Source organism: Rhodococcus qingshengii JCM 15477 (genome assembly GCF_023221595.1).
Classification (GTDB): domain Bacteria; phylum Actinomycetota; class Actinomycetes; order Mycobacteriales; family Mycobacteriaceae; genus Rhodococcus_F; species Rhodococcus_F qingshengii.
Window position 1 is genome coordinate 4,012,380 of sequence record NZ_CP096563.1, and the last position, 22,357, is coordinate 4,034,736.

Here is a 22,357-nt window from a genome sequence, read left to right on the forward strand (position 1 = left end):
CATGATCGTTCGCACCACCACCGAGATCACCGACACCGACCGCGACATCACGAGTGAGGACGGAAACTGGCGCAGCAAGCGCATCGTCCTCGGCGGCGACCGCGTCGGGTTCTCGTTCCACGAGACCACCATCAAGGCGGGTTCGGTCAACGAGTTCCATTACGCCAACCACGTCGAGGCTGTCTGGCTCGTCGAGGGCACCGGCAAGCTGATCGACCTCGACAACAACAAGGAATACGATCTCGCACCGGGGTCGATGTACCTGCTCAACGGCCACGAGCGTCACCGCGTCGAGCCGGACACGCAGATGCGCATGCTGTGCGTGTTCAATCCGCCGGTCACCGGGCGTGAGGTGCACGACGAGAACGGTGTCTACCCACTGGTGGAAGTCCCCGCGTAGCGTCTAGTCATGGCGACTGACACCTCTCCACGCGTAGCGATCGGCCCCGTCCCCGATGCACTGCTCGACAGCGCGGTGCTTCGGGGCGGTGGTCTGATCAGTCCGATCGACACTGCGGACGCCCTGATCTGGGCGGGCTCACCCGAGACCTTTCCGTCGGAGTTACCGGCGTCGGTCAGGTGGGTGCAGCTTCCGTCGGCGGGAATCGAGGATTGGTTCGACTCCGGTGTGATTCCGAGGGACACAGAAATCACGTGGACCTCGGCGGCCGGTGCGTTTTCGGCGTCGGTGGCCGAGCATGCACTCATGCTTCTCTTGGCCGGAGTTCGCCACTTGCCTGCACACATCGAGGCTCGAACGTGGCGTCAGTTCGAGTTCTTTCCCAAGATCGGCACCCTTCGTGGCTCGACGGTTGCGATCATCGGCGCAGGCGGTATCGGCCGCGCGCTGATTCCGATGCTGGCCGCGCAGGGGGCGGACAGCATCGCAGTCAATCGTTCCGGTAGCCCGGTCCCCGGGGCGATCTCCACGTACCCCGCATCCAGAATGGATGAAATCTATTCTCGCGCAGATCACTTCGTGATTGCTGCGCCCGCCACCCCGGCCACCCGTCACCTCGTGGGCCGTGCGCAGTTGGCGGCGATGCAACCCCATTCCTGGGTGATCAATGTCGCGCGCGGATCACTGGTCGACACCGACGCACTGGTCGAGGCCATCGAGTCGGAACAGATCGGCGGCGCCGGTCTCGACGTCGCCGATCCCGAACCCCTCCCGGACGGTCACCCACTGTGGGATCTGACGAATGCGATCATCACACCCCACGATTCCAATCCGCCAGGCGTTCGCCCCGCCGCCTTCGCGGATCACGTCTCCAAGAACGTGACCCGCTTCGCGAAGGGTGAGGCGCTGGCTGCCCTCGTGGACCCCGTAGCCGGATACTGAGCACGCCGCCGAAGCTCGAATGCTCGGACGACGGTTGCCACAAATTACTGTGACGACTGCGTCTCCGGAAAGAAAAGCGCCCGCGCCCGGCGAGCGACCTCTTCGGCAGGTACATCCTCGACCTTCGTGCATACTGCCCACCTGTGGCCGAACGGATCGAGAAACACTCCATGCCGGTCGCCCGAAAATGTATCGGCCACAGCCGTGACCAGCGTGCCTCCCTCGGCGACTGCCCGAGCGACAAACTCGTCCGTGTCCTCGGTGTAGACGACGATCGACGAATGCACCCAGCCGTCCTGCGGTGATTTGAGACCGAAGTCCGGCATCTCCTGCGAAAGCTGCAGCATCGAATCGCCGATCCGGATCTCCGCATGCATGAGGGAGCCGTCAGGTGCGTTCATCGCATCGACTATCTCAGCTCCAAGTGCTCGTTTGTAGTAGTCGAGTGCGGCATGGCCGTCCGGCACCGCAAGGTAGGGAGTGATCGTGCGGTAACCAGCAGGGATCGGGTTCACTGTGTTCATGTGTACGAGTATTGGCGATCGCACACGTGTTCTATTGAACATTTCGGACTTCCTCCGCGCCTCCGTCTCGCACACGCGCCTATCCTGGAACGGTGCCTACCGACAACAGCCGCCTCGACGCCCTCCCCGAGCTCCTGGCCGGCCGTCGCCTGGCAGTTCTGACGGGCGCCGGCATCTCCACCGACTCCGGAATCCCGGACTACCGCGGACCTGATTCACCCCCGCGCAATCCGATGACGTTCCAACAGTTCATCGGCGATCCGGCGTTTCGGCGGCACTACTGGGCGCGCAACCACATCGGCTGGCGATACATGGACAGCTCCCGCCCCAACCAGGGCCACCGGGCCGTCGCGGCACTGGAACGAACAGGGCGAGCCGTCGGCGTGATCACCCAGAACGTCGACCTCCTGCACACCAAGGCCGGCGCGCGAAACGTCATCGACCTCCACGGCACCTACGCGCAGGTTCGATGCCTGAGCTGCCAGCGGCTGATCTCCCGCACCACTCTCGCGGAGAGGCTGGAAGAAGCCAATCCCGGATTCGCCGAAACAGTCGCTGCTGCAACAGGAGTCGAAATCGCACCCGACGCAGATGCCGTGATCGAATCCACCGCACACTTTCGCGTCGTGGATTGCGCCGTGTGCGGTGGCTTACTCAAACCGGACATCGTCTACTTCGGCGAATCCGTCCCCAAGGAACGCGTCGCCCGTGCATACAGCCTTGTCGACCAATCCGACGCACTGTTGGTAGCCGGGTCGTCGTTGACCGTGATGTCCGGCCTACGTTTCGTCCGGCATGCCGCCAAGACCGGGAAGCCGATCGCCATCGTCAATCGAGGCACGACTCGCGGCGACGAATTCGCCGACCTCAAGCTCGAAGTCGGTTGCGCTGAAGCACTTTCCGCCCTCGTCGAGCACGAAAGCTACAGCGCCACCAAGTCGTCCGCGTGAACCACAGGACGCTGCATGTCGGCCGGCAGATCGGTGGTGGAGCGCCCCAGGATCTCCTCGATCTCCGCAGCGTCGAACGCAACGACACCCCGGGCGACGGGCTTCTCCCCCGGCCCCATCAGGGACACGACGTCGCCGGCGTGGAAGTCACCGGATACACCGACGATGCCAGCGGACAGAAGGCTTCGACGCTTGGACACGACCGCGCGGACGGCGCCTTCGTCGAGGTGGAGGTCACCCGATGTGTCAGCGGCGTGACGAACCCAGAATCGGCGTGCCGACAATCGCGTCGGCCGCGGCGCAAATGCCGTTCCGACATCGGCACCACTGAGTGCCTGCGCAGCGTCCGATGCTGCCGCGAGCAGAACCGGCACGCCGGAATCAGCGGCCAGGCGTGCTGCTGAGAGCTTCGACGCCATGCCTCCGGTACCGAGGGCGCCACCCGAACCGGCAACCACACCGTCGAGATCCTCGGGACTGTTGACCTCGGGAATCAGTGTGGCATCGCCCTTTCGGGGATCCCCGTCGTACAGTCCGTCCACATCCGACAACAGGATCAACGCGTCGGCGCCGACCAGATGAGCAACCAGTGCAGCCAGCCGATCGTTGTCACCGAATCGAAGTTCGGTGGTGGCAACGGTGTCGTTCTCGTTCACGATCGCCACCGCGTGCAATGCCCGTAGACGATCGAGTGTCCGTTGGGCGTTGCGGTGCTGCGTCCGTCGAGCGATGTCGTCAGCCGTGAGTAGAACCTGCCCGACGGTACGGCCGTAACGGGCGAACGACGTACCCCAGGCGTGAGCCAGAGCCAACTGACCGACGCTGGCCGCAGCCTGCTTGGTCGCGAGATCCCGCGGTCGCTTGGTCAGTCCCAGCGGCGCCAGTCCGGCGCCGACGGCACCGGACGAGACAACGACGACATCGGAACCCGCACGCATGCGAGCCTCGATGGCATCGGCCAACAGATCGAGTCGGTGAGTATCGAGTCCCGCCACCAGACTGGTGAGCGCAGACGAACCGATCTTCACGACGATACTGTGAGCCGACGCTATCGACTCCCTGGTGGACCCGAGCACAGTCCCGTTCCCTCTCTTCGGTTTTCGTCCTGAAATCGCGTGGGTCAGGCGTCTTCGTCGAGCAAGCCGCGGCGGACACGACGCGCGTGCTTGCGCTCGTCGGCGCCGATGCGCTCCACCTGATCGAGACGCGGGTCGGTTCCACGGCCCGTGCGGGTCAGATCGATACCGGCCGGCGTCATCGGCTCCCACTCGAAGCTGACGTCACCGATGGTGACGGAAGCTCCTGGCTGAGCGCCCTTCTTGACCAATGCGTCCTCGACGCCCAATCGAGCAAGACGGTCGGCGAGGTAACCAACGGCCTCGTCGTTGTCGAAGGCGGTCTGACGAATCCACCGCTCCGGGCGGGTGCCTCGGACGACGAACCCACCGGGAATATCGGGATCCTTCTCGATGGTGAAGCTGGAATCCTTGACCTTGACCGGGCGAATGACCTGGCGCTTCGGCTCGGGCTTCGGATGAGCTTCGCGGTAGTCGCGGACCATCTTCGCCAGCGCGAATGTCAACGGTCGCAATCCTTCTCGGCTCACCGCCGAGATGGTGAAGACCGGCCATCCGCGAGCTTCGATCTCAGGCGTGACCATTTCGGCCAATTCGGCGGCCTCGGGAACGTCGGTCTTGTTGAGGATGACGACGCGCGGGCGCTTGTCGAGGTCGCCGAGTCCCGAGTCGCCGGAGAGCGCGGGCGTGTACGCAGCCAGCTCTGCTTCCAGGGCGTCGATGTCGGAGATCGGGTCACGTCCCGGATCGAGGGTGGCGCAGTCGATCACGTGCGCCAATACGGCGCAGCGTTCGATGTGGCGCAGGAAGTCCAGGCCCAAACCGCGGCCTTCGCTTGCACCGGGGATCAGCCCGGGCACGTCGGCGACGGTGAAGGTGGTGTCACCGCTCGAGACGACGCCGAGGTTGGGGACCAGAGTTGTGAAGGGGTAGTCGGCGATCTTCGGCTTGGCCGCAGAGAGAACGGACACAAGCGAGGACTTACCGGCGGAGGGGAATCCGAGCAGACCGACGTCGGCTACCGACTTGAGTTCGAGAACCAGGTCACGCTCGACACCGTCCTCACCGAGGAGTGCGAAACCGGGAGCTTTGCGGGCTTTCGAGGCGAGTGCTGCGTTGCCGAGTCCGCCGCGGCCGCCCTGAGCGGCGTCGAAGCGTGAACCGACTCCCACGAGGTCGGCAAGCACGTTGCCGTCGGTATCGAGAACCACAGTTCCATCCGGAACCTTGAGGATGAGGTCTTCACCGTTTGCACCCTCGCGGTTACTGCCGGCGCCCTGCTTGCCGTTGGTTGCCTTCGCGTTGGGATGGAAGTGAAAGTCGAGGAGGGTGTGGATGTTCTCGTCGACCACGAGGATGACGTCGCCACCGCGACCTCCGTTGGCACCGTCCGGACCGCCGAGCGGTTTGAACTTCTCGCGGTGTACGGAGGCGCAACCATTGCCGCCTTTTCCAGCGCTGACGTGCAGCACAACACGGTCAATGAATCGGGACATGACTGCCGGATCCTTCCTCAGTCAATTGCGGGTCTCACGCGATGAGCTGAACTTCTGGTGAGCAGGGTTGCTCGGGGCAAAACGGGTACTGCTAAACAAACGATAGGGGCGGACCGGGTTATTTCAACCCTGGTCCGCCCCTATCGGGAGCTTGGAACGCGTCACTCTCTTACCGAAAGCAGAACCGGCTTACCGAAGTAGAACCGATGACGCACAACTAGCGAGAAAGACTAGACCTCAGCCGCAACGACGGCCGGAACGATGTTCACGGTCTTGCGTCCACGCTTCTGGCCGAACTCGACTGCACCGGCAGCGAGAGCGAACAGGGTGTCGTCGCCGCCACGGCCGACGTTGACGCCGGGGTGGAAGTGCGTGCCGCGCTGGCGAACCAGGATTTCGCCTGCGCTGACCGACTGGCCGCCGAAGCGCTTCACGCCGAGGCGCTGGGCGTTTGAATCGCGACCGTTACGGGAGCTGGATGCACCCTTCTTATGTGCCATGCTATTGACCCTCCTCGGGTGAAATTAGCTAGAAAGAACTGGTTACTTGATGCCCGTGACCTTGAGCACCGTGATCGGCTGCCTGTGGCCCTGACGCTTGTGGTAACCGGTCTTGTTCTTGAACTTGTGGATGCGGATCTTCGGGCCCTTGGTGTGCTCGACGATCTCACTGGTGACTGCGACCTTGGCCAGCTTGGCCGCGTCGGTGGTCAGGTCGGATCCGTCGACCACGAGAACGGGAGCAAGCGAGACAGCAGTGCCGGGCTCACCCTCGATCTTCTCGACCTTGACGAGGTCACCAACAGCGACCTTGTACTGCTTTCCGCCGGTCTTGACGATCGCGTACGTTGCCATCGGAGGGCTACCCCTTGCTTCTTCGAACTTGCTCGCGCTGCTGCCTGAGGCTTCAAATGCATCGCGACTGGTCTGGTTTATGTCACCTCGGCTCGGCACTGACGTACCGGGACATTCACGCGCACTCTAGGCACACGGAATCTCTACCGCCGGGTGGCGACCCTCCAAGGTTACGGGAAAGCAACCGTCAGGGTCAAACCGCCCCGCCGAGGGGTGGTGCTTACTACTCTGTACTGCTTCTACCAGCTGAAACTTCGGATAGCGGTTGGATGTCCTCGCTCATCGCGAAGTCATCCAACCGACCGAAAGCCAGTAGTTCTTACTCTCCGTCTACCGGAGGACCTGCGGGACGTGCTGCTGCACGCCTGCGACGGGGTCTCTTGACGACGACAACTTCTTCCTCAGCCGGAACTTCGGTGGCCGGAGCCGGAACGTTTTCCGCGACCGCGTCCACCACGGGTTCCGGAGTCGGAATCACGAAGACCGTGCCCACCTCGGGAGCTGCCTCGGCAACCGGTGCCGACGCTGCCCGCGACGCCCGGCGACTACGCCGACGACCGCGCGGAGCTGCTTCGGTCGAAGCTGCGGCCGACTCGTTGTCCACTGCGGATACTTCTTCCGCAGCAGAGTCCACAACAGGAACGTCATGGTGCTCAGCAGCAGCAGGAGTATGTATCGGCCGATCTTGTTGCCGATCGGCACTTTTGGATGCATCGTCCCCCGAAGACACACCGGCGGAATCAGACTCGGTCGAGTCGGCCGCGACGGTCTCGTCGTCGTCGTGGTGATGCGAGGCCATCGCCAATGCCACCGGATGAGCCCGCTTGACCGTCGCGTCGACGGCCGGAACCTCCGGCGCCGGAGCTTCCTGTCCGTTGGACTCGGTCGAAGCCGACTTGTCTCCGCGGCCACGCTTGTTCTTGCGCGAGGTACCGGAATCACTGCGCTGCGAGCCCGAACGCGATCCTCCGTCGTCCGAGGACTTCACCTCGACGGGCTCGGAATGGACGATGATGCCGCGGCCGTGGCAGTGCTCACAGGTGGTCGAGAAGGCCTCGACCAATCCGGTGCCCAACTTCTTGCGCGTCATCTGCACGAGCCCGAGTGACGTGACCTCCGACACCTGATGGCGCGTGCGATCGCGACCCAGGCATTCGGTGAGCCGACGCAGGACCAGGTCCCGGTTCGATTCGAGAACCATGTCGATGAAGTCGACGACGATCATTCCGCCGATGTCCCGCAGGCGCATCTGGCGAACGATCTCCTCGGCCGCTTCGAGGTTGTTACGGGTGACGGTCTCTTCGAGGTTTCCGCCGGCTCCGGTGAACTTGCCGGTGTTGACGTCGACGACGGTCATGGCCTCGGTGCGGTCGATCACCAGGGTGCCGCCGGACGGCAGCCACACCTTGCGATCGAGTGCCTTGGCCAACTGCTCGTCGATACGGCGAGCCGCGAAGACGTCGATACCGTTGTTCGGCGTGTACTTCTCGAGCCGCGGAAGCAGGTCGGGCGCAACGGAGTTGATGTAGTTCTCGACCGTCGTGTGCGCCTTCTCGCCCTCGATGACCAGCTTGGAGAAGTCCTCGTTGAACAGATCACGAATGACCTTGACCAGCATGTCAGGCTCTTCGTACAGCGCCTGCGGGTTGCCGGACTTACCGGTGTCCGCAGCCGCAGCCTGCTCCTCGATGCCGGCCCACTGAGCCTGCAGACGAGTCACGTCGCGCGCCAACTCTTCTTCGCTGACGCCCTCGGACGCCGTGCGAATGATCACGCCCGCGTCGGCGGGCACGATGTCGCGCAAGATTTCCTTGAGACGCTTGCGCTCGGTGTCCGGAAGCTTGCGGCTGATACCCGTGGACGTACCACCGGGCACGTAGACGAGGAAACGACCGGCAAGCGAAATCTGTGTCGTCAGTCGAGCACCCTTGTGGCCGACCGGATCCTTGCTGACCTGAACGAGCACCTGATCGCCAGGCTTGAGAGCCTGCTCGATCTTGCGCGAGTTGCCACCGAGACCGGCAGCCTCCCAGTTGACCTCACCGGCGTAGAGAACACCGTTGCGGCCACGTCCGATGTCGATGAACGCAGCTTCCATGCTGGGGAGCACGTTCTGGACACGTCCGAGGTACACGTTGCCGACCATCGACGCGGACGCCGAGTTGGTGACGAAGTGCTCGACCAGCACTCCGTCTTCGAGGACTGCTACCTGTGTAGTCGCATGCGGCTGACCGCTGTCTGCCCGATCGCGCACAACCATGACGCGATCGACGGCCTCACGACGCGCGAGGAACTCCGACTCGGTCAGGATCGGTGGGCGACGTCGGCCGGCGTCACGACCGTCGCGGCGACGCTGACGCTTCGCTTCCAGACGTGTCGAACCACTGATGCCCTGGACCTCGTCCTTGACGCGGGTCTTGTTGCGAGGTTCGCGCTCGTGAACGACGGTGTTCGGCGGATCGTCCTCGGACGTCGCAGTCGCGTCGGTGGCACCGTCGGTGCCGGTCTTGCGACGACGACGACGGCGGCGACGGCGGCTCGATCCGTCGGCATCGAGATCGGAATCGTCGGCATTCTCGGAATCCGCATCAGCGGTGGACTCGGACTTATCACCGGATTCTTCGCCGGCAGCGTCGTCGGTTTGCTTCTCGACTGCCGCAGGGGCAGATTCCTGCTCCGATTCGGTAGCGGTATCCGACTCTTCGTCCGAACCCTGCTCGCCACCCTGTTCACCGCGACCACGTCCACGTCCACGGCGTCCACGACGACGGCGACGCGGCTGATCGTCGTCCTCGTCCTCGGACTCGGCGCTCTCGCCCTCGGTTTGCGGTGCGGTCACAGCCGGCTCTTCGACGGCAGGAACTGCAACCGGCGCTGCCTCGAGAACGACGGTTTCGGCTTCCGCGGTTGTCTGCTTCTCTTCGACGACCGCCGGTGCAGCAGGCTCGCGGCGTGCGCGACGGCGACGCGGAGCTACCTCGGCGGCTTCGAGATCCGGCTGCAGGAACAGCGGGACCTGCGGCGCGGCGGGAGCCACCTCGGGCTGATGGGTCTGCGGCGCCTCGAAGGAAGTGAACAGATCGGACTGCTCGGCTTCCTTGCTCTGCAGCGCAGCAGCGGCGTCGAGTCCAGCGCTGATCTCGGCGACAGCCGGATCCACTGCTTCTTCTGCTGCAGGTTCTTCGACGACGACCTTTTTGCGGGTGCGACGAGCCCTGACAGGCTTCTCGGCCGGAGCCTCTGCAACAGGAGCCTCCACGGGAGCTTCTGCAGCAGGCTCCTCGACAACAGGCGCCTCGACAACCGGGTCGATGAGGGTGTCGAGCTCGGCGACGACGGGCTCGATGGCCTCGGCCGCGGAAGTCAACGAGGCATGAATCCGCTGAGCGACGTCACGGTGGAGACTCGACTGCGCGCTGCGCAATTCGGTACCGAGCGCTGCGGCTTCGGCAAGGACCTGCTTGCTGGTGACGCCGAGCAACTTCGCCAGCGCGTGTACGCGCATCTTGTCGGGAAATTCCGGGGTGGTGCTGGAATCTGATTCGGTTGGGGATTGATCGGCCACGTAAGTCTCCTCAGCCCCCGGGCGCGTCCAACCCAGAAGTCGAGTTGTCACGCGGCCACGCGGGAGCGTGCTGTGTGTACTCGCACTCAGAAGTGAGTACGAGATTGTAAGGTCTCGCTCCGCATGGTCCGCAATGCCCGTTATTCACTGCGAGCACATGAAGTGCCTGGCTGGATGGCCGTTGTCCTGTGCGCGAGCGCCTGATCATCCAGCGTGCAGAGGTCCAGGGATTTCCTGTTGACCTGGAGCAGCGATGAAAGGGCATCGAACCTAGGTGTCATCCGGTTGAACGTGCATAAAACAAATTGCGGTTCAACTGAAAGCAGTATCCCACACCAACGCGCCTGCAACTGCAAAGGGCGCACCGATGTGGGATACGTGCCGAGAATTCGCTGTGGAGATGTGGGCCGAAGGCCCGTTCATGTGGGCCAGAGGCCCGATCGGAGATTCAGATGGACGACAGCGCGGGGAACCACAGAGCGATTTCACGCTCTGCCGACTCCACGGAGTCGCTGCCGTGAACGAGGTTCTGCTGCGCTTCGAGTCCGAAGTCGCCGCGGATCGTACCCGGAAGAGCCTTGTCGACCGGGTCGGTTCCGCCGGCCAACTGACGGAAAGCAGCGATGGCTCGGGGGCCTTCGAGCACTGCGGCCACCAGCGGACCGGAGGTGATGAACTCCAACAAGCTCGGGTAGAACGGACGCTCGGCGTGTTCTGCGTAGTGGCTACCAGCCACCTCTTCGGAAGCTACGCGGAGGTCGAGTGCTGCAATTGTCAGGCCTTTGCGCTCGATACGGCTGAGGATTTCTCCTACGTATCCACGGGCAACGGCGTCGGGCTTGATAAGTACGAGGGTGCGCTCAGTCACAGCGGACAGCCTAAATGGTCAGTCCCGCTGACCGGGAAGCAGGCCCTTGTCCATCCGGCGCTTGATGTCTCTCTGCAGGTAGACGAGGTATCCCCAGACGATCCCGAAGGTGATCGCCACACCGGCGATCGACGGGTGGACGAAGAAACCGAACAGAAGAATCACCTGCAGCGCGACGTTGAACCCCATCGCCCACGGCTTGCCCTGGATGCCCGCACCCAGAATCATCAGTACCGCCAACCCGATGATGAATCCCGCGGAGGCCGCGGTGAGGCCTCCGCCGACGACCGCGACAACCGGCAAAGCCAGCAGCACGACGATCGCCTCGAGGATCAGGGTTCCGGCCATCACTCCGCGGAAGCTTTTCCACGGGTCCTTGGTCGGCGGCCCGAACTCGCCGGCAGTGTCTCCGGGCTCGTGGTCTCCGGACTCGGGATTGGCATCTGACGGGGTACTCACGCGGGGTCCTTTCCGAACAGCGTGCGGGCGGCGCCTGCGGTCACGACGGATCCCGTCACCACCACACCCGCCCCTGATACGGCCTCACCGGGTTCGGCGACCTGCTCGGCGATTTCGATCGCGACTTCCAAGGCGTCGGCAAGCACCGGCGCAACGACGACGCGCTCGTCGCCGAACTTCGCGACGGCGATGTTCGCCAGTTCTTCGACGTCCATCGCCCGGGGTGACCCGTTGTGGGTGACGACGATCTCGTCGAAGACGGATTCGAATGCAGTCAAGATGGCGTCGACGTCCTTGTCCGCCATGACGCTGACCACTCCCACGAGCTTGCGGAAGTCGAACTCGGCGGACAGTGCGGCCGCGAGAGCGCGAGCACCGTCTGGATTGTGGGCGGCGTCGAGAAAGACCGTCGGCGCACTCCGAACACGTTCGAGGCGACCGGGATTGACGACCGAGGCGAACCCGTTGCGGATTGCATCCTGATCCAGTTGTCGATCCGGACCGGCACCGAAGAACGCTTCTACGGCAGCGAGCGCGAGCGCGGCGTTGCGCGCCTGATGCTCACCGTGAAGGGGGAGGAAGATGTCGGTGTACACACCGCTCAAGCCTTGAAGTTCGAGCTGCTGTCCGCCCACCGCGATCTGGCGAGCAAGCACCTTGAACTCCGAGCCTTCACGAGCGACCGCGGCCTCCACCTCGACAGCACGCCGCAGCAATACCTCCATGACTTCGGGAGTCTGCTCGGCGATGATCGCGACGGTGTCCACCGGAACCAGGTCCTCGCGGCCCTTCTTGATGATCCCGGCCTTCTCCTCCGCGATCCCGGCCAGGTCGGTGCCCAGGTACTCGGCGTGATCGAGGCTGATCGGGGTGATCACCGCAACCTGCCCGTCGATCACGTTGGTGGCGTCCCAGCGTCCGCCGAGGCCGACCTCGACCACGGCGACGTCGACCGGCGCCTCCGCGAAGGCCGCATAGGCCATGGCGGTGAGCACTTCGAACTTGCTCATCGCCGGTCCCCCGGCTTCCTCCGACTGTGCGTCGATCATCTGCACGTACGGCTCGATCTCGCGGAACGTGTCCACGTAGAGCCGCGGCGAGATCGGATGACCGTCGATGCTGATCCGCTCGGTCGCGATCTGCAGATGAGGGCTGGTGGTTCGCCCGGTGCGACGATGCAGAGCCGTCATCAACGAATCGATCATGCGCGTTACCGACGTCTTACCGTTGGTTCCCGTGACGTGCACCGACGGATAGTTGTGCTGAGGCGAGCCCAGGACATCCATGAGCGCCTCGATACGAGTCAGTGACGGCTCGATCTTGGTCTCGGGCCAACGCTTGTCGAGTTCTGCTTCCACCAGCGCCAGTTCGGCGATGTCGACCGGAGTCGGAACCGAACTCTGAGCGTCGAATTGGGACGGTTCGTACGAACTCACTTGTCGGCCAACTCCTTCAGACGTCCCGTGATGCGCTCGATCTCTTCGACGGCGATCTGGCGACGTGTCTTGATCTTGTCGACGACGGCGTCGGGCGCCTTCGCCAGGAAGGCCTCGTTCGCCAGCTTGTTGTCAGCGGTGACGAGCTCCTTCTGCGCTGCCGCGAGGTCCTTTTCGAGCCGCTTCTTCTCCGCGCCGAGGTCGATGGTGCCCGAGGTGTCGATGTCGACAGTGACGGTGCCCTGGCTCAGGCGCACCTCGACGGAGATCGACGCGGTGAATCCCTCTTCGGGTTCGGTCAGCTTGGCCAGCGCCGCCACGTAGGCGAACTGGCCGTCCATGCCGGCCTCCGAGAGCCCGGACGCACGAGCCGGGACCTTCTGGGAAGGCTTGAGTCCCTGATCGTTTCGGAATCGTCGCACCTCGGTGATCAGCTTCTGCGTGTCTTCGATCCTGGTTGCGGCCTGGGCGTCGACTGCCTCACCGGACAACACGGGCCATTCGGCGACGACCACGGACTCGCCGCCGGTGAGCACCTTCCACAGGGTTTCGGTCACGAACGGAATGACCGGGTGCAGGAGGCGGAGCAGTGCATCGAGAACGTTGCCGAGCACGGCGCGGGTGTTCGCGGCGACGGCCTCGTCGGCGGCGAACTGCACCTTGGCGAGTTCGAGGTACCAGTCACAGACCTCGTCCCACGCGAAGTGGAACAGGCCTTCGCACGCCTTGCTGAACTCGTAGCGATCGAATGCGGCGTCCGCCTCGGCCTGGACCGTGTCGAGACGGTCGAGGATCCAACGATCGGCGTCGGTCAGTTCGCTTCGAGCGGGCAGCGGCGCGGGAGCAGCGCCGTTCATCAGAGCGAACTTGGTCGCGTTGAACAACTTGGTCGCGAAGTTGCGCGAGGACTGCGCCGAATCCTCACCGACGGACAGGTCGCTGCCCGGGTTGGCGCCGCGTGCAAGTGTGAATCGCAGGGCGTCGGCGCCGAAACGATCGACCCAGTCGAGTGGGTCGATACCGTTGCCGCGAGACTTCGACATCTTCTTGCCGTACTGATCGCGGACCAGTCCGTGCAGGAACACGTCCTTGAACGGCATCTGCGCGCCGGACTTACCCGGACCGGCGGTGATCGACTCGTCCTCGGACACGTAAGTGCCGAACATCATCATGCGGGCGACCCAGAAGAACAGGATGTCGTAGCCGGTGACGAGAACACTGGTGGGATAGAACTTTTCGAGTTCGGGCGTGTTGTCCGGCCAGCCCATCGTCGAGAAGGGCCACAGTCCGGAGGAGAACCAGGTATCGAGGACGTCGGGATCCTGGACCCAGCCTTCCGGCGCCGTTTCGTCGGGACCGAAGCACGCAACTTCACCCTCGGGGCCGTACCAGACCGGAATGCGGTGACCCCACCAGAGTTGACGGGAAATGCACCAGTCATGCATGTTGTCGACCCAGTCGAACCAGCGTGGCTCCTGGCTCGCCGGGTGAATGACGGTGTCCCCGTTGCGAACCGCGTCACCCGCAGCCTTGGCGAGCGTCTCGACCTTGACCCACCACTGCAACGAGAGACGAGGCTCGATGGCCTCGCCACTGCGCTCGGAGTGCCCGACGCTGTGCAGGTACGGGCGCTTCTCGGCGACGACGCGTCCCTGCTCGGCGAGAGCTTCGCGAACCTTGACGCGAGCCTCGAAGCGGTCCATTCCGTCGAATTCGGTTCCGGTGTCGGCAATCTTGCCGGTCTTGTCCATGATTGTGGGCATCGGCAGGTTGTGCCGCAGGCCCATCTCGAAGTCGTTGGGATCGTGAGCCGGCGTGATCTTCACAGCGCCGGTTCCGAACTCGGGGTCGACGTAGTCGTCGGCGATGATCGGGATCTGACGCCCGGTGAACGGATGATCGAGAGTGGTGCCGATGAGGTGCTTGTAGCGCTCGTCCTCGGGATGGACCGCTACTGCGGTGTCACCGAGCATCGTCTCGACGCGAGTGGTCGCGACGATGACGTGCGGCTCGTTGTCGTCGAGCGAGCCGTAGCGCAGGGAAACCAGCTCACCCTCGACGTCCTCGAACTTCACCTCGATGTCGGAGATCGCGGTCTGCAGCACCGGCGACCAGTTCACGAGACGCTCGGCGCGGTAGATCAGGCCCTCGTCGAACATGCGCTTGAAGACGGTCTGGACGGCGCGGGAGAGGCCCTCGTCCATCGTGAAACGATCACGACTCCAGTCGACGCCGTCACCGATGCGCCGCATCTGGCCACCGATGGTTCCACCGGATTCGCGCTTCCAGTCCCAGACCTTGTCGATGAACAGCTCGCGGCCGAAATCTTCCTTGGTCTTTCCGTCGGCAGCGAGTTGCTTCTCGACGACGGACTGCGTGGCGATACCGGCGTGGTCCATGCCTGGCAGCCACAGCACCTCGTAGCCCTGCATCCGCTTGCGACGGCTGAGCACGTCCATGAGGGTGTGATCCAGGGCATGGCCCATGTGCAGGCTGCCGGTGACGTTCGGGGGCGGCAGCACGATGGAGTAGCCGGGCTTGTCGCTGGTCGCGTCGGCCTGGAAGTACCCGGCGTCTACCCAGCCTTGATACAGATCGGCCTCTACCGCGCTGGGGTCCCAGCTCTTGGGTAGGGCGTCGGCGGGGGTCTGGGGGTTCTCTGGAGCTGCACTGGTCACCACTTGATCCTAATGACTCCCCCGTCGTGAACGAATTCGCCCGTCGGCCGCCGCAGCGCACACGAACGACTGCCCCGCAGTCCGGGGTCAGCCGAACAAACGATATTCACCGATCCGCTCCGCTGACAGGATCGCTCTGAAGGACGACCGACCAACGACCTGTGGAGCAAATATGTTGAACAACTGGAGTTCTCGCCGTCCCGGCGTTCGAACCTTGGCGGCGGCCGCGACGATCGGAGCCGCGGTTGCCCTCGTGCTTCCGGCGACTGCGTCTGCTGCCCCCGGCATCGAAGAAAGTGTGCAAGGAAGCATCGACAGTGGCAGCGCCACGATCAACGGAAGCGTCGGCGATATCGGGAACGACATCGCAAACGGCATCGCCAGCGGCAGCGTGGGTGACATCGTCGGCGGGATCGCCACTGGGAACCTCAACGACGTCCTCGGCGGCCTGAACGCCGGCTCGACCAGCGCGACGGACATCGTCAACGGCCTGGCCAGTGGCAACGTCAGGGACATTCTCAGTGGCCTGGCCAGCGGCAGCGGCGGCGGCGGATCGTTTGCGCCCACGCAGCGCTGCGACGCCTCGACCGTCTCGGGCGGCGCAGGAATCACCAGCACCAAGCACGAACTCGGCCGCGGTGGCCCGACCTCGTTCGTGCTCGGCTACGAGACCGAAAACGTCCCGGACCTGATCGAGGTGTACTACGAAGGTCGGTTGATCCACAGCACCGGATACATCGGCGACAACATCAACGAGGGAACTGGTTCAGCTGTCGTCAACGTGCCCGCCGGTGGGGCGTCGTCCGTTCTGGTTCGCGTCACGGGCCCTGACCACACCGAGTGGTCGTACACCGTTCGTTGCCCCGGCGCCTGATTCCGGTCCGGATCCACGCGAAGACGCTCGTGCCTCGTTCGGTGTTTCATCCGAACGAGGCACGCGCGGGTTCAGCCCAGAATCTCCGGTAGCGCGACATCTTCGCCGAGAACGTGCTCGGAGAGGAACGCGGTGACCACCTCGTACCAGATCTTGGTGTGCTGCGGCTTGAGCACCCAATGATTCTCGTCGGGGAAGTAGAGGAAGCGATGGTCCGTTTTCCCGTCGTCGTCGGCGGGCAGACCTGACTCGGCAAGCAGTTCGTACCAGAGTCGCAAGCCCTCACCGATCGGAACCCGGTAGTCCTTGTCGCCATGGATGACCAGCATCGGAGTCGTGATGTCCGCGACGTACAGATGCGGCGAATTCTCGACGGCCATCTCAGGCGACATCTCGCGCTGCCAGTACCAGGCAGCGTCCGTCGTCGGGCCGAATTGATCGAGTGCCCACAGACTCGCGTGGGTGACGATGGCGTCGAAACGGTTGGTATGTCCGGCAATCCAGTTGGCCATGTAACCACCGAACGAACCACCCATCGCGCCGGTTCGCTTGGGGTCGATCTCGGGCTGGGCGACAGCAGCATCGGTGATCGCCATCAGATCGGTGAAGGGCGCCTTGCCCCACTGACCCCACCCCCGCTGGACGAAGTCCTGGCCGTATCCGGTCGAGAGCGCGGGATCTGGTAGCAGTACTGCATAGCCCTTGGCGACGAGCAGCCACGGATTCCACCGCCAGGACCAGGTGTTCCACGAACCGAGTGGGCCGCCGTGGACCCAGAGAAGCAATGGCACCGGTGCATGCGGCGCGGCGCCCGTCGGCAGCGCCAACCAGCTACGCACCGTCGAACCGTCCTCGGCACGCGCGGTGATCTCGGTCAGTGTTCCCGGCAGCTCCGGCAAAGTGTCGGGCCCACGAAGTGCGGTGATCTCACCTGATCGCAGATCGACCCGCACCACGTGCGGGGGCGCTTCGTACGAGGCTCGCAACGCGTAGATCGACTCACCGTCCGGCGCCACTCGAACGTCGGTGTACGCCGCGTCGTCGGCTGTCAGGCGCACTGGTTGGCCCCACAGGTCGATGGTGAAGATCGGACCGCGGCCGCCGTCGTCAGCGGTGACGACCAGCCCGGATCCGTCGGGTAGCCAGGCAAGTGAGGTAGGCCAGCGATCCCAGCCGTCGGCGACGCCGGTCACGGCACCGGATCCGAAGTCGTAGAGCTGCAGAGTCATTCGTGGTGCGGACTCCGGTGTGGTGAGTGTCTCCCGGATGAACGCGAGCTTGGTTCCGTCCGGCGAGAGCACCGGGTTGTAGACGTCCGCGTCGGCCTCGTCGACAAGCCTGACTCGGTCACCGGTCACCGTGTCGATCCGAACCAACGTCGATCGGCGGGCGGCACTCGCATCGCCGACAGTCCACGTGGTCACGACGAAGAGACCATCGTCGGAAATCGTGGTCGACGTCTCCCGCAGCGCTGCGCCTGCCGTCGGTGTGATGTCCCGCAACTCGACGGATTCCTTCGAATCCGTCTCGGCCACAACCAGATGCGGATGATCGGGGCCCAGGTCGTGGTCCCAGTGGCGCACCGGATAACCGGTGTGCAGCATCGCCGTGACTTTCTTGTCCTTGCGCGCCGATCGCACCTGATCGTCCTGGTCGAGGCTGATCGCCGAAGCCATGACCGACGTCTGGGCCACGAACGTCGGCGCCGCCTTCGCCGCTGATACCGACGAGACACCACCGGGACGCGAGATCAGCAGCTGAGCTTCTCCGCCCGCCGCTGGTAGGCGCCAGAGTGCTGGTTGCGGATCACTCTCGCCCGGCACGGCTCGCGTGGCAGTGAAGAGCACGTCGCCGTCGAACGCGAAGGCAGCACCGGACTCGCTGGTCGAACCCCAGGTCAACCGACGCGCAGGACGCCGGCCTTCCGGGTCGATCTCCCACAACGAGGACACGTATTCGGCGCTCTTGTCGTCGAGAACGGCGCGCGCGCAGATCAGCAGCGAGCCGTCAGGTGACAACACCAGGCCGGACAACCTGGCCAGAGCGATGTAGTCGTCGAGTTCGTCGAACGGTGTGCCTGCGTGGAGCTCGGGAATCTGGGTCACCACTAGTTCGTATCACGCGCCCCGCGGTTGACGCATCATTGCGTAGATCGTCGGCCCGCCGCCTGGCATGACGATGTCACGGGTCACTTCGAAACCGAAGCGGTTGTAGTACGGGATGTTCGATTCCTTGCTGCTCTCGAGGTAAGCGTCGACATGTTGACGGTCACAACGCTCCAACCGAGAGTTCAGCAGCGCTTTGCCGTATCCCCCACCGCGCGCCGCGCTGCCGGTCCCGACGGTCGCGAGATACCAGTGCGGCGAATTCGGGTGTGCTCCTTCGAGAACGGAGCTGACCTCGGCCGCGTGTCGAAGCCCCCTGCCGAAGACACGCACCATTGCGGGCAGGCTCACGAGCCCGGAAATCCACGACTGCTTCCACCGCCCCGGCGGATCCCACAGAGTTGCCCCGCCGATCAGGCCGTTGTCGTCGGTGGCCACCTCGACGCCGCCCCCGGCGAGGTGGTGGTAACGAGCTTCTGCGGCAAACAGTTTCGTCAGGCGATCAGCCCTGGTGGCCTCGTCCGGCAACATCCACGCCATCAAGGGATCATCTTCGAACGCCTCGGCCAACACTGCCGACAGTGCCGGAATATCGGATCGGACAGCCGGCCGTACGTGTACACCCATGAGGCGAGAGTACCGCCGACTGTCCGAATCACTGGACTTTGAACAGCGCTGTCCTTGAACCGATCAGACGAGCAAGCCCGCAATCCGCGGCGGAATCTGTTCGAGCGCGTACGGCAAGCTCAGTACGGTGCTCCACGTCATGGCTTCGGCAGCAGCGTCTTCCAGAATGATCGCGCGGCCGTCCTTCACGACGTCGAGTTCCTGGTAGATCGGGGTCTTGTCCAGCTCCGCGCGAAGCTTGTCGCCGTAGCCGCCACCGGCGTACCAGACGAGTACGTCGACGTCCGCGAGCGAGAGTTGCTCGGTGCTGATCTCGGCGAAGTTACCCGTGATCTGATCGGTGACAGGCGGATTCACGAATCCGAGTTCGGTGAAGAACCGCACCTTCGGGTCTTCCGGTCCGTAGACCCCGAACTGCCCCGGCCCCTTCAACGCGCCGACCAGAACGGTCTTGCCGGCAAACGCCGGATTGGCCGTCTTCACGTCGGCGAACTTCTGGTCGACGCCGGCGATCAGCTCGGTGGCCTTACCCTGCTGCCCCAACGCTTCGCCGATGATGGTCGTCTGGTTCTGCCAGGGGATTCCGTAATCCGCGAACTCCTTGGGCTGCGCCACCGTCGGCGCAATGGCACTGAGTTTGTCGTATTGCGCCTGAGTGAGCCCGGAGTAGGTGCCGACAATGAGGTCGGGTGTCGTGGCAGCGACCTTCTCCATCTGAATGGTGGTGCCCGCAGTTCCGATGATCTCGGGAGTCGCCCCGTTCAGCAGCGGCTGCGCCCAGGGCCACACTCCGTAGGGGTAATCGCCGTACCAGTCGAAGGTTCCGACCAAGGTCCCACCGAGCGCCAGGATCGCATCTTGATCGTTGTATCCGACACTGACGATCCGCTGCGGATCCTTGGGCAACTCCGTAGCCCCGAACTTGTGGGTGATCGATTCCGCAGAGTCACCGCTGGGAGGTGTGTCCTCGTCGTTCGAACTGGAGCAGGCTGCGGCGAATGCCAGCAACGCTCCCGACGTGCCGATCAGAAATCCGCGCCGGGTCAGCCGACCTGCGTCCGTTCGATCCATGTTCCTACCCCTTAAAGTCTGCTGGTTCGGTAGGTAAGGCTAGCCGATGAAAGCTTCATTCCGGCTAGTTCGACCGGCCCATTCGATGGCAGTACCGCGCCGTTCGGGCCACTATGGAGACATGACGCGCCAGGGCCCCTCGAAGGACATCGACGAATCGGATCTCGAAGTCACGCACCCCAAGGACTACGCCGCCGGAGTTCCGGCCGTTCTGGTGTCGCTGCAACGAGGAATCGAGCAGATGGGAGCCTTGCGGACCGCCCGAACGCTCACCAGACTCAACCAGCGACACGGCTTCGACTGCCCGGGGTGTGCGTGGCCGGAGACTCCCGGACATCGCAAGCCCGCCGAATTCTGCGAGAACGGAGCGAAGGCTGTTGCCGAGGAAGCAACGCTTCGCACCGTCACACCCGAATTCTTCGCGGAGCACTCGATCGCCGATCTCGAAGGCAAGACCGACTACTGGCTCGGACAGCAGGGGCGACTGACGCACCCGATGGTCCTGACGCCGGGAGCAACCCATTACCGGCCGATCGACTGGGACGGCGCGTACGCACTGATCGCCGAACATCTGAACGGCCTCGCATCGCCGGACGAAGCGGTGTTCTACACCTCCGGTCGCACGTCCAACGAAGCCGCGTTTCTCTACCAGTTGATGATTCGCAGCTACGGCACCAACAACATGCCCGACTGTTCCAACATGTGTCACGAGTCGTCCGGAAGCGCACTGACCGAATCCATCGGCATCGGCAAAGGCTCGGTGACGGTTCCCGACCTCGAGAACGCCGATCTCATCCTCATCGCCGGACAGAACCCCGGCACCAACCACCCTCGAATGCTCTCGACGCTGGAGAAGGCAAAGAGCAACGGCGCCAAGATCATTGCCATCAATCCTCTGCCCGAGGCGGGATTGCGCAGGTTCAAGGATCCACAGAAGGTGTCCGGCGTGATCGGGCACGGAGTCGACATCGCGGACGAGTTCCTGCAGATCCGGCTGGGCGGCGACATGGCGCTGTTCCAAGGCCTGGGGAAGCTGCTGCTCGAGCAGGAAGATCGCGCTCCCGGGACGGTCGTCGACCGCGCTTTCGTCGACCGGTACTGCGCCGGTTGGGACGAATACGAGAAGCACATCCGCGCGGTCGATCTCGACACGGTACTCGAGGCAACGGGTCTGTCGATGGCACAGCTCGAGGAAACGGCTGCCGCACTTGCCCGATCCGAGCGAACCGTCACCTGCTGGGCCATGGGGATCACTCAGCACACACACGGAGTCGCCACCATCGAAGAAGCAGTCAACCTGCTGCTCATGCGTGGAATGATGGGCAAACCCGGTGCCGGCGTTTGTCCGGTGCGAGGACACTCCAATGTCCAGGGTGACCGCACGATGGGCATCTGGGAAAAGATGCCGGAAGAGTTCCTGGCCGCGCTCGATACCGAGTTCTCGATCTCGAGTCCCCGCAAGCACGGATGGGACACCGTCGACGCGATCCGCGCCATGAACGCAGGCAAGGCAAGCTTCTTCATGGCGATGGGCGGCAACTTCATCCAGGCAAGCCCGGACACCGCAGCGACTGAAACAGCGTTGCGTCAATGCGAACTCACCGTGCAGGTGTCCACCAAGCTGAACCGCAGTCACGTGGTCCACGGGCAGACCGCGATCATCCTCCCCACCCTCGGACGCACCGACCTCGACGTCCAAGCCGGCGGAAAGCAGCTTGTCTCCGTGGAGGATTCGATGTCCATGGTGCACCTGTCGCGCGGACGCCTCACACCGGTCAGCCCCTACCTGCGTAGCGAAGTCGCCATCATCTGCCAACTCGCCCGCGAACTACTCGGCAACGATCACTCCGTCCGCTGGTCGGCCTTCGAGGGCAACTACGATCTGATCCGCGATTCCATCTCACGGGTAGTGCCAGGCTGCGAAAACTACAACTCCCGCGTTCGAGAGCCAGACGGATTCCAACTCCCCCACCCGCCGCGTGACTCGCGTGAGTTCCGCACGCACACCGGCAAAGCCAACTTCGGCGTGAACGACCTGCACTGGATACCCACTCCGAGTGGGCGCCTGATTCTGCAGACGATGCGCAGCCACGACCAGTACAACACCACGATCTACGGCCTCGACGACAGATACCGCGGCATCAAGGGCGGACGCAAAGTCATCCTCGTCAACGCCGAAGACATCACCGCGCTCGGATTCCGTGACGGCGATCTCGTCGACATCGTGTCCGAGTGGACAACACCCGACGGCACACTCGAAGAGCGTCGGGTCACGGAATTCCGCATCGTCTCCTACGACACCCCGCGCGGCAATGCTGCGGCGTACTACCCCGAGACAAATCCGCTCGTTCCCCTCGAACACGTTGCAGCCAAGTCGAACACGCCGGTGTCGAAGGCCGTCACCGTTCGACTCGAAGCATCGGGCGCCTGAG

18 protein-coding genes are annotated in these 22,357 nt (G+C 63.8%); 5 read left to right on the forward strand and 13 right to left on the reverse strand.

What is annotated here, in order from left to right; all coding sequences use genetic code 11:
• The first annotated feature begins 1 nt into the window (after nucleotide 1).
• The gene (locus M0639_RS18255; RefSeq protein ID WP_003944463.1) at nucleotides 2–400 is read left to right on the forward strand and encodes an ectoine synthase; all 399 of its coding nucleotides are present in this window, start codon (nucleotides 2–4) and stop codon (nucleotides 398–400) included.
• 9 nt (nucleotides 401–409) lie between these two features.
• Nucleotides 410–1,342, forward strand: coding sequence for a D-isomer specific 2-hydroxyacid dehydrogenase family protein (locus tag M0639_RS18260; RefSeq protein WP_064074810.1), 933 nt, complete (start codon nucleotides 410–412; stop codon nucleotides 1,340–1,342).
• Between the two features lie 44 nt (nucleotides 1,343–1,386).
• On the opposite strand, the gene M0639_RS18265 is transcribed toward M0639_RS18260, so the two are convergent.
• Nucleotides 1,387–1,908 (reverse strand): VOC family protein, encoded by a 522-nt coding sequence (locus M0639_RS18265; protein WP_081305478.1) that lies wholly within the window; start codon nucleotides 1,906–1,908, stop codon nucleotides 1,387–1,389.
• A 50-nt stretch (nucleotides 1,909–1,958) separates the two neighbouring features.
• On the opposite strand from M0639_RS18265, the gene M0639_RS18270 reads away from it, so the two are divergent.
• The gene (locus M0639_RS18270; protein ID WP_042450219.1) at nucleotides 1,959–2,816 is read left to right on the forward strand and encodes an NAD-dependent protein deacetylase; all 858 of its coding nucleotides are present in this window, start codon (nucleotides 1,959–1,961) and stop codon (nucleotides 2,814–2,816) included.
• Here M0639_RS18270 and proB read toward each other — a convergent pair.
• The 9 genes from proB to M0639_RS18315 all read right to left on the reverse strand — a co-directional run bounded on the left by proB (nucleotide 2,789) and on the right by M0639_RS18315 (nucleotide 15,248).
• Nucleotides 2,789–3,892 carry a glutamate 5-kinase gene (proB, locus tag M0639_RS18275; RefSeq protein ID WP_003944552.1) on the reverse strand — a complete coding sequence of 368 codons (1,104 nt, stop codon included), beginning with the start codon at nucleotides 3,890–3,892 and terminating at the stop codon, nucleotides 2,789–2,791. The genes M0639_RS18270 and proB overlap by 28 nt on opposite strands.
• Nucleotides 3,893–3,936: 44 nt before the next feature.
• On the reverse strand, nucleotides 3,937–5,388 hold the full coding sequence (obgE, locus tag M0639_RS18280; protein WP_003944579.1) for a GTPase ObgE: 1,452 nt from the start codon (nucleotides 5,386–5,388) through the stop codon (nucleotides 3,937–3,939).
• Nucleotides 5,389–5,618: 230 nt separating this feature from the next.
• Nucleotides 5,619–5,888: a 50S ribosomal protein L27 gene (gene rpmA / locus M0639_RS18285; protein WP_003944532.1), complete on the reverse strand. Its 270-nt coding sequence runs from the start codon at nucleotides 5,886–5,888 to the stop codon at nucleotides 5,619–5,621.
• 42 nt (nucleotides 5,889–5,930) lie between these two features.
• A complete protein-coding gene (gene rplU, locus M0639_RS18290) occupies nucleotides 5,931–6,242 on the reverse strand; it encodes a 50S ribosomal protein L21 (protein ID WP_003944533.1) in 312 nt (103 codons plus the stop codon).
• A 319-nt stretch (nucleotides 6,243–6,561) separates the two neighbouring features.
• Nucleotides 6,562–9,807 (reverse strand): translation initiation factor IF-2 N-terminal domain-containing protein, encoded by a 3,246-nt coding sequence (locus M0639_RS18295; RefSeq protein WP_064074811.1) that lies wholly within the window; start codon nucleotides 9,805–9,807, stop codon nucleotides 6,562–6,564.
• A 448-nt stretch (nucleotides 9,808–10,255) separates the two neighbouring features.
• Nucleotides 10,256–10,675: a nucleoside-diphosphate kinase gene (gene ndk / locus M0639_RS18300; protein ID WP_003944527.1), complete on the reverse strand. Its 420-nt coding sequence runs from the start codon at nucleotides 10,673–10,675 to the stop codon at nucleotides 10,256–10,258.
• An 18-nt stretch (nucleotides 10,676–10,693) separates the two neighbouring features.
• Complete coding sequence (locus tag M0639_RS18305) at nucleotides 10,694–11,134, reverse strand: DUF4233 domain-containing protein (RefSeq protein WP_003944448.1); 441 nt, start codon at nucleotides 11,132–11,134, stop codon at nucleotides 10,694–10,696.
• The gene (folC, locus tag M0639_RS18310) at nucleotides 11,131–12,570 is read right to left on the reverse strand and encodes a bifunctional tetrahydrofolate synthase/dihydrofolate synthase (protein ID WP_030536635.1); all 1,440 of its coding nucleotides are present in this window, start codon (nucleotides 12,568–12,570) and stop codon (nucleotides 11,131–11,133) included. Before folC ends, M0639_RS18305 begins: the two co-directional genes overlap by 4 nt.
• Nucleotides 12,567–15,248, reverse strand: coding sequence for a valine--tRNA ligase (locus M0639_RS18315; RefSeq protein ID WP_064074827.1), 2,682 nt, complete (start codon nucleotides 15,246–15,248; stop codon nucleotides 12,567–12,569). Before M0639_RS18315 ends, folC begins: the two co-directional genes overlap by 4 nt.
• A gap of 172 nt (nucleotides 15,249–15,420) precedes the next feature.
• Between M0639_RS18315 and M0639_RS18320 the strand changes: the two genes are divergently transcribed.
• Nucleotides 15,421–16,122 carry a hypothetical protein gene (locus M0639_RS18320; RefSeq protein WP_019749074.1) on the forward strand — a complete coding sequence of 234 codons (702 nt, stop codon included), beginning with the start codon at nucleotides 15,421–15,423 and terminating at the stop codon, nucleotides 16,120–16,122.
• 71 nt (nucleotides 16,123–16,193) lie between these two features.
• Here the strand turns inward: M0639_RS18320 and M0639_RS18325 are convergent, their stop codons facing one another.
• From M0639_RS18325 to M0639_RS18335, 3 genes are all read right to left on the reverse strand, one after another.
• Nucleotides 16,194–18,227, reverse strand: a complete 2,034-nt coding sequence (locus tag M0639_RS18325) for a S9 family peptidase (RefSeq protein WP_058227174.1) — start codon at nucleotides 18,225–18,227, stop codon at nucleotides 16,194–16,196.
• Nucleotides 18,228–18,239: 12 nt separating this feature from the next.
• Nucleotides 18,240–18,854 carry a GNAT family N-acetyltransferase gene (locus M0639_RS18330; RefSeq protein WP_042450225.1) on the reverse strand — a complete coding sequence of 205 codons (615 nt, stop codon included), beginning with the start codon at nucleotides 18,852–18,854 and terminating at the stop codon, nucleotides 18,240–18,242.
• 63 nt (nucleotides 18,855–18,917) lie between these two features.
• A complete protein-coding gene (locus M0639_RS18335) occupies nucleotides 18,918–19,925 on the reverse strand; it encodes an iron-siderophore ABC transporter substrate-binding protein (RefSeq protein WP_030536639.1) in 1,008 nt (335 codons plus the stop codon).
• 121 nt (nucleotides 19,926–20,046) lie between these two features.
• On the opposite strand from M0639_RS18335, the gene M0639_RS18340 reads away from it, so the two are divergent.
• Nucleotides 20,047–22,356, forward strand: a complete 2,310-nt coding sequence (locus M0639_RS18340; RefSeq protein WP_030536640.1) for an FdhF/YdeP family oxidoreductase — start codon at nucleotides 20,047–20,049, stop codon at nucleotides 22,354–22,356.
• The last annotated feature ends 1 nt before the right edge of the window (nucleotide 22,357 follow it).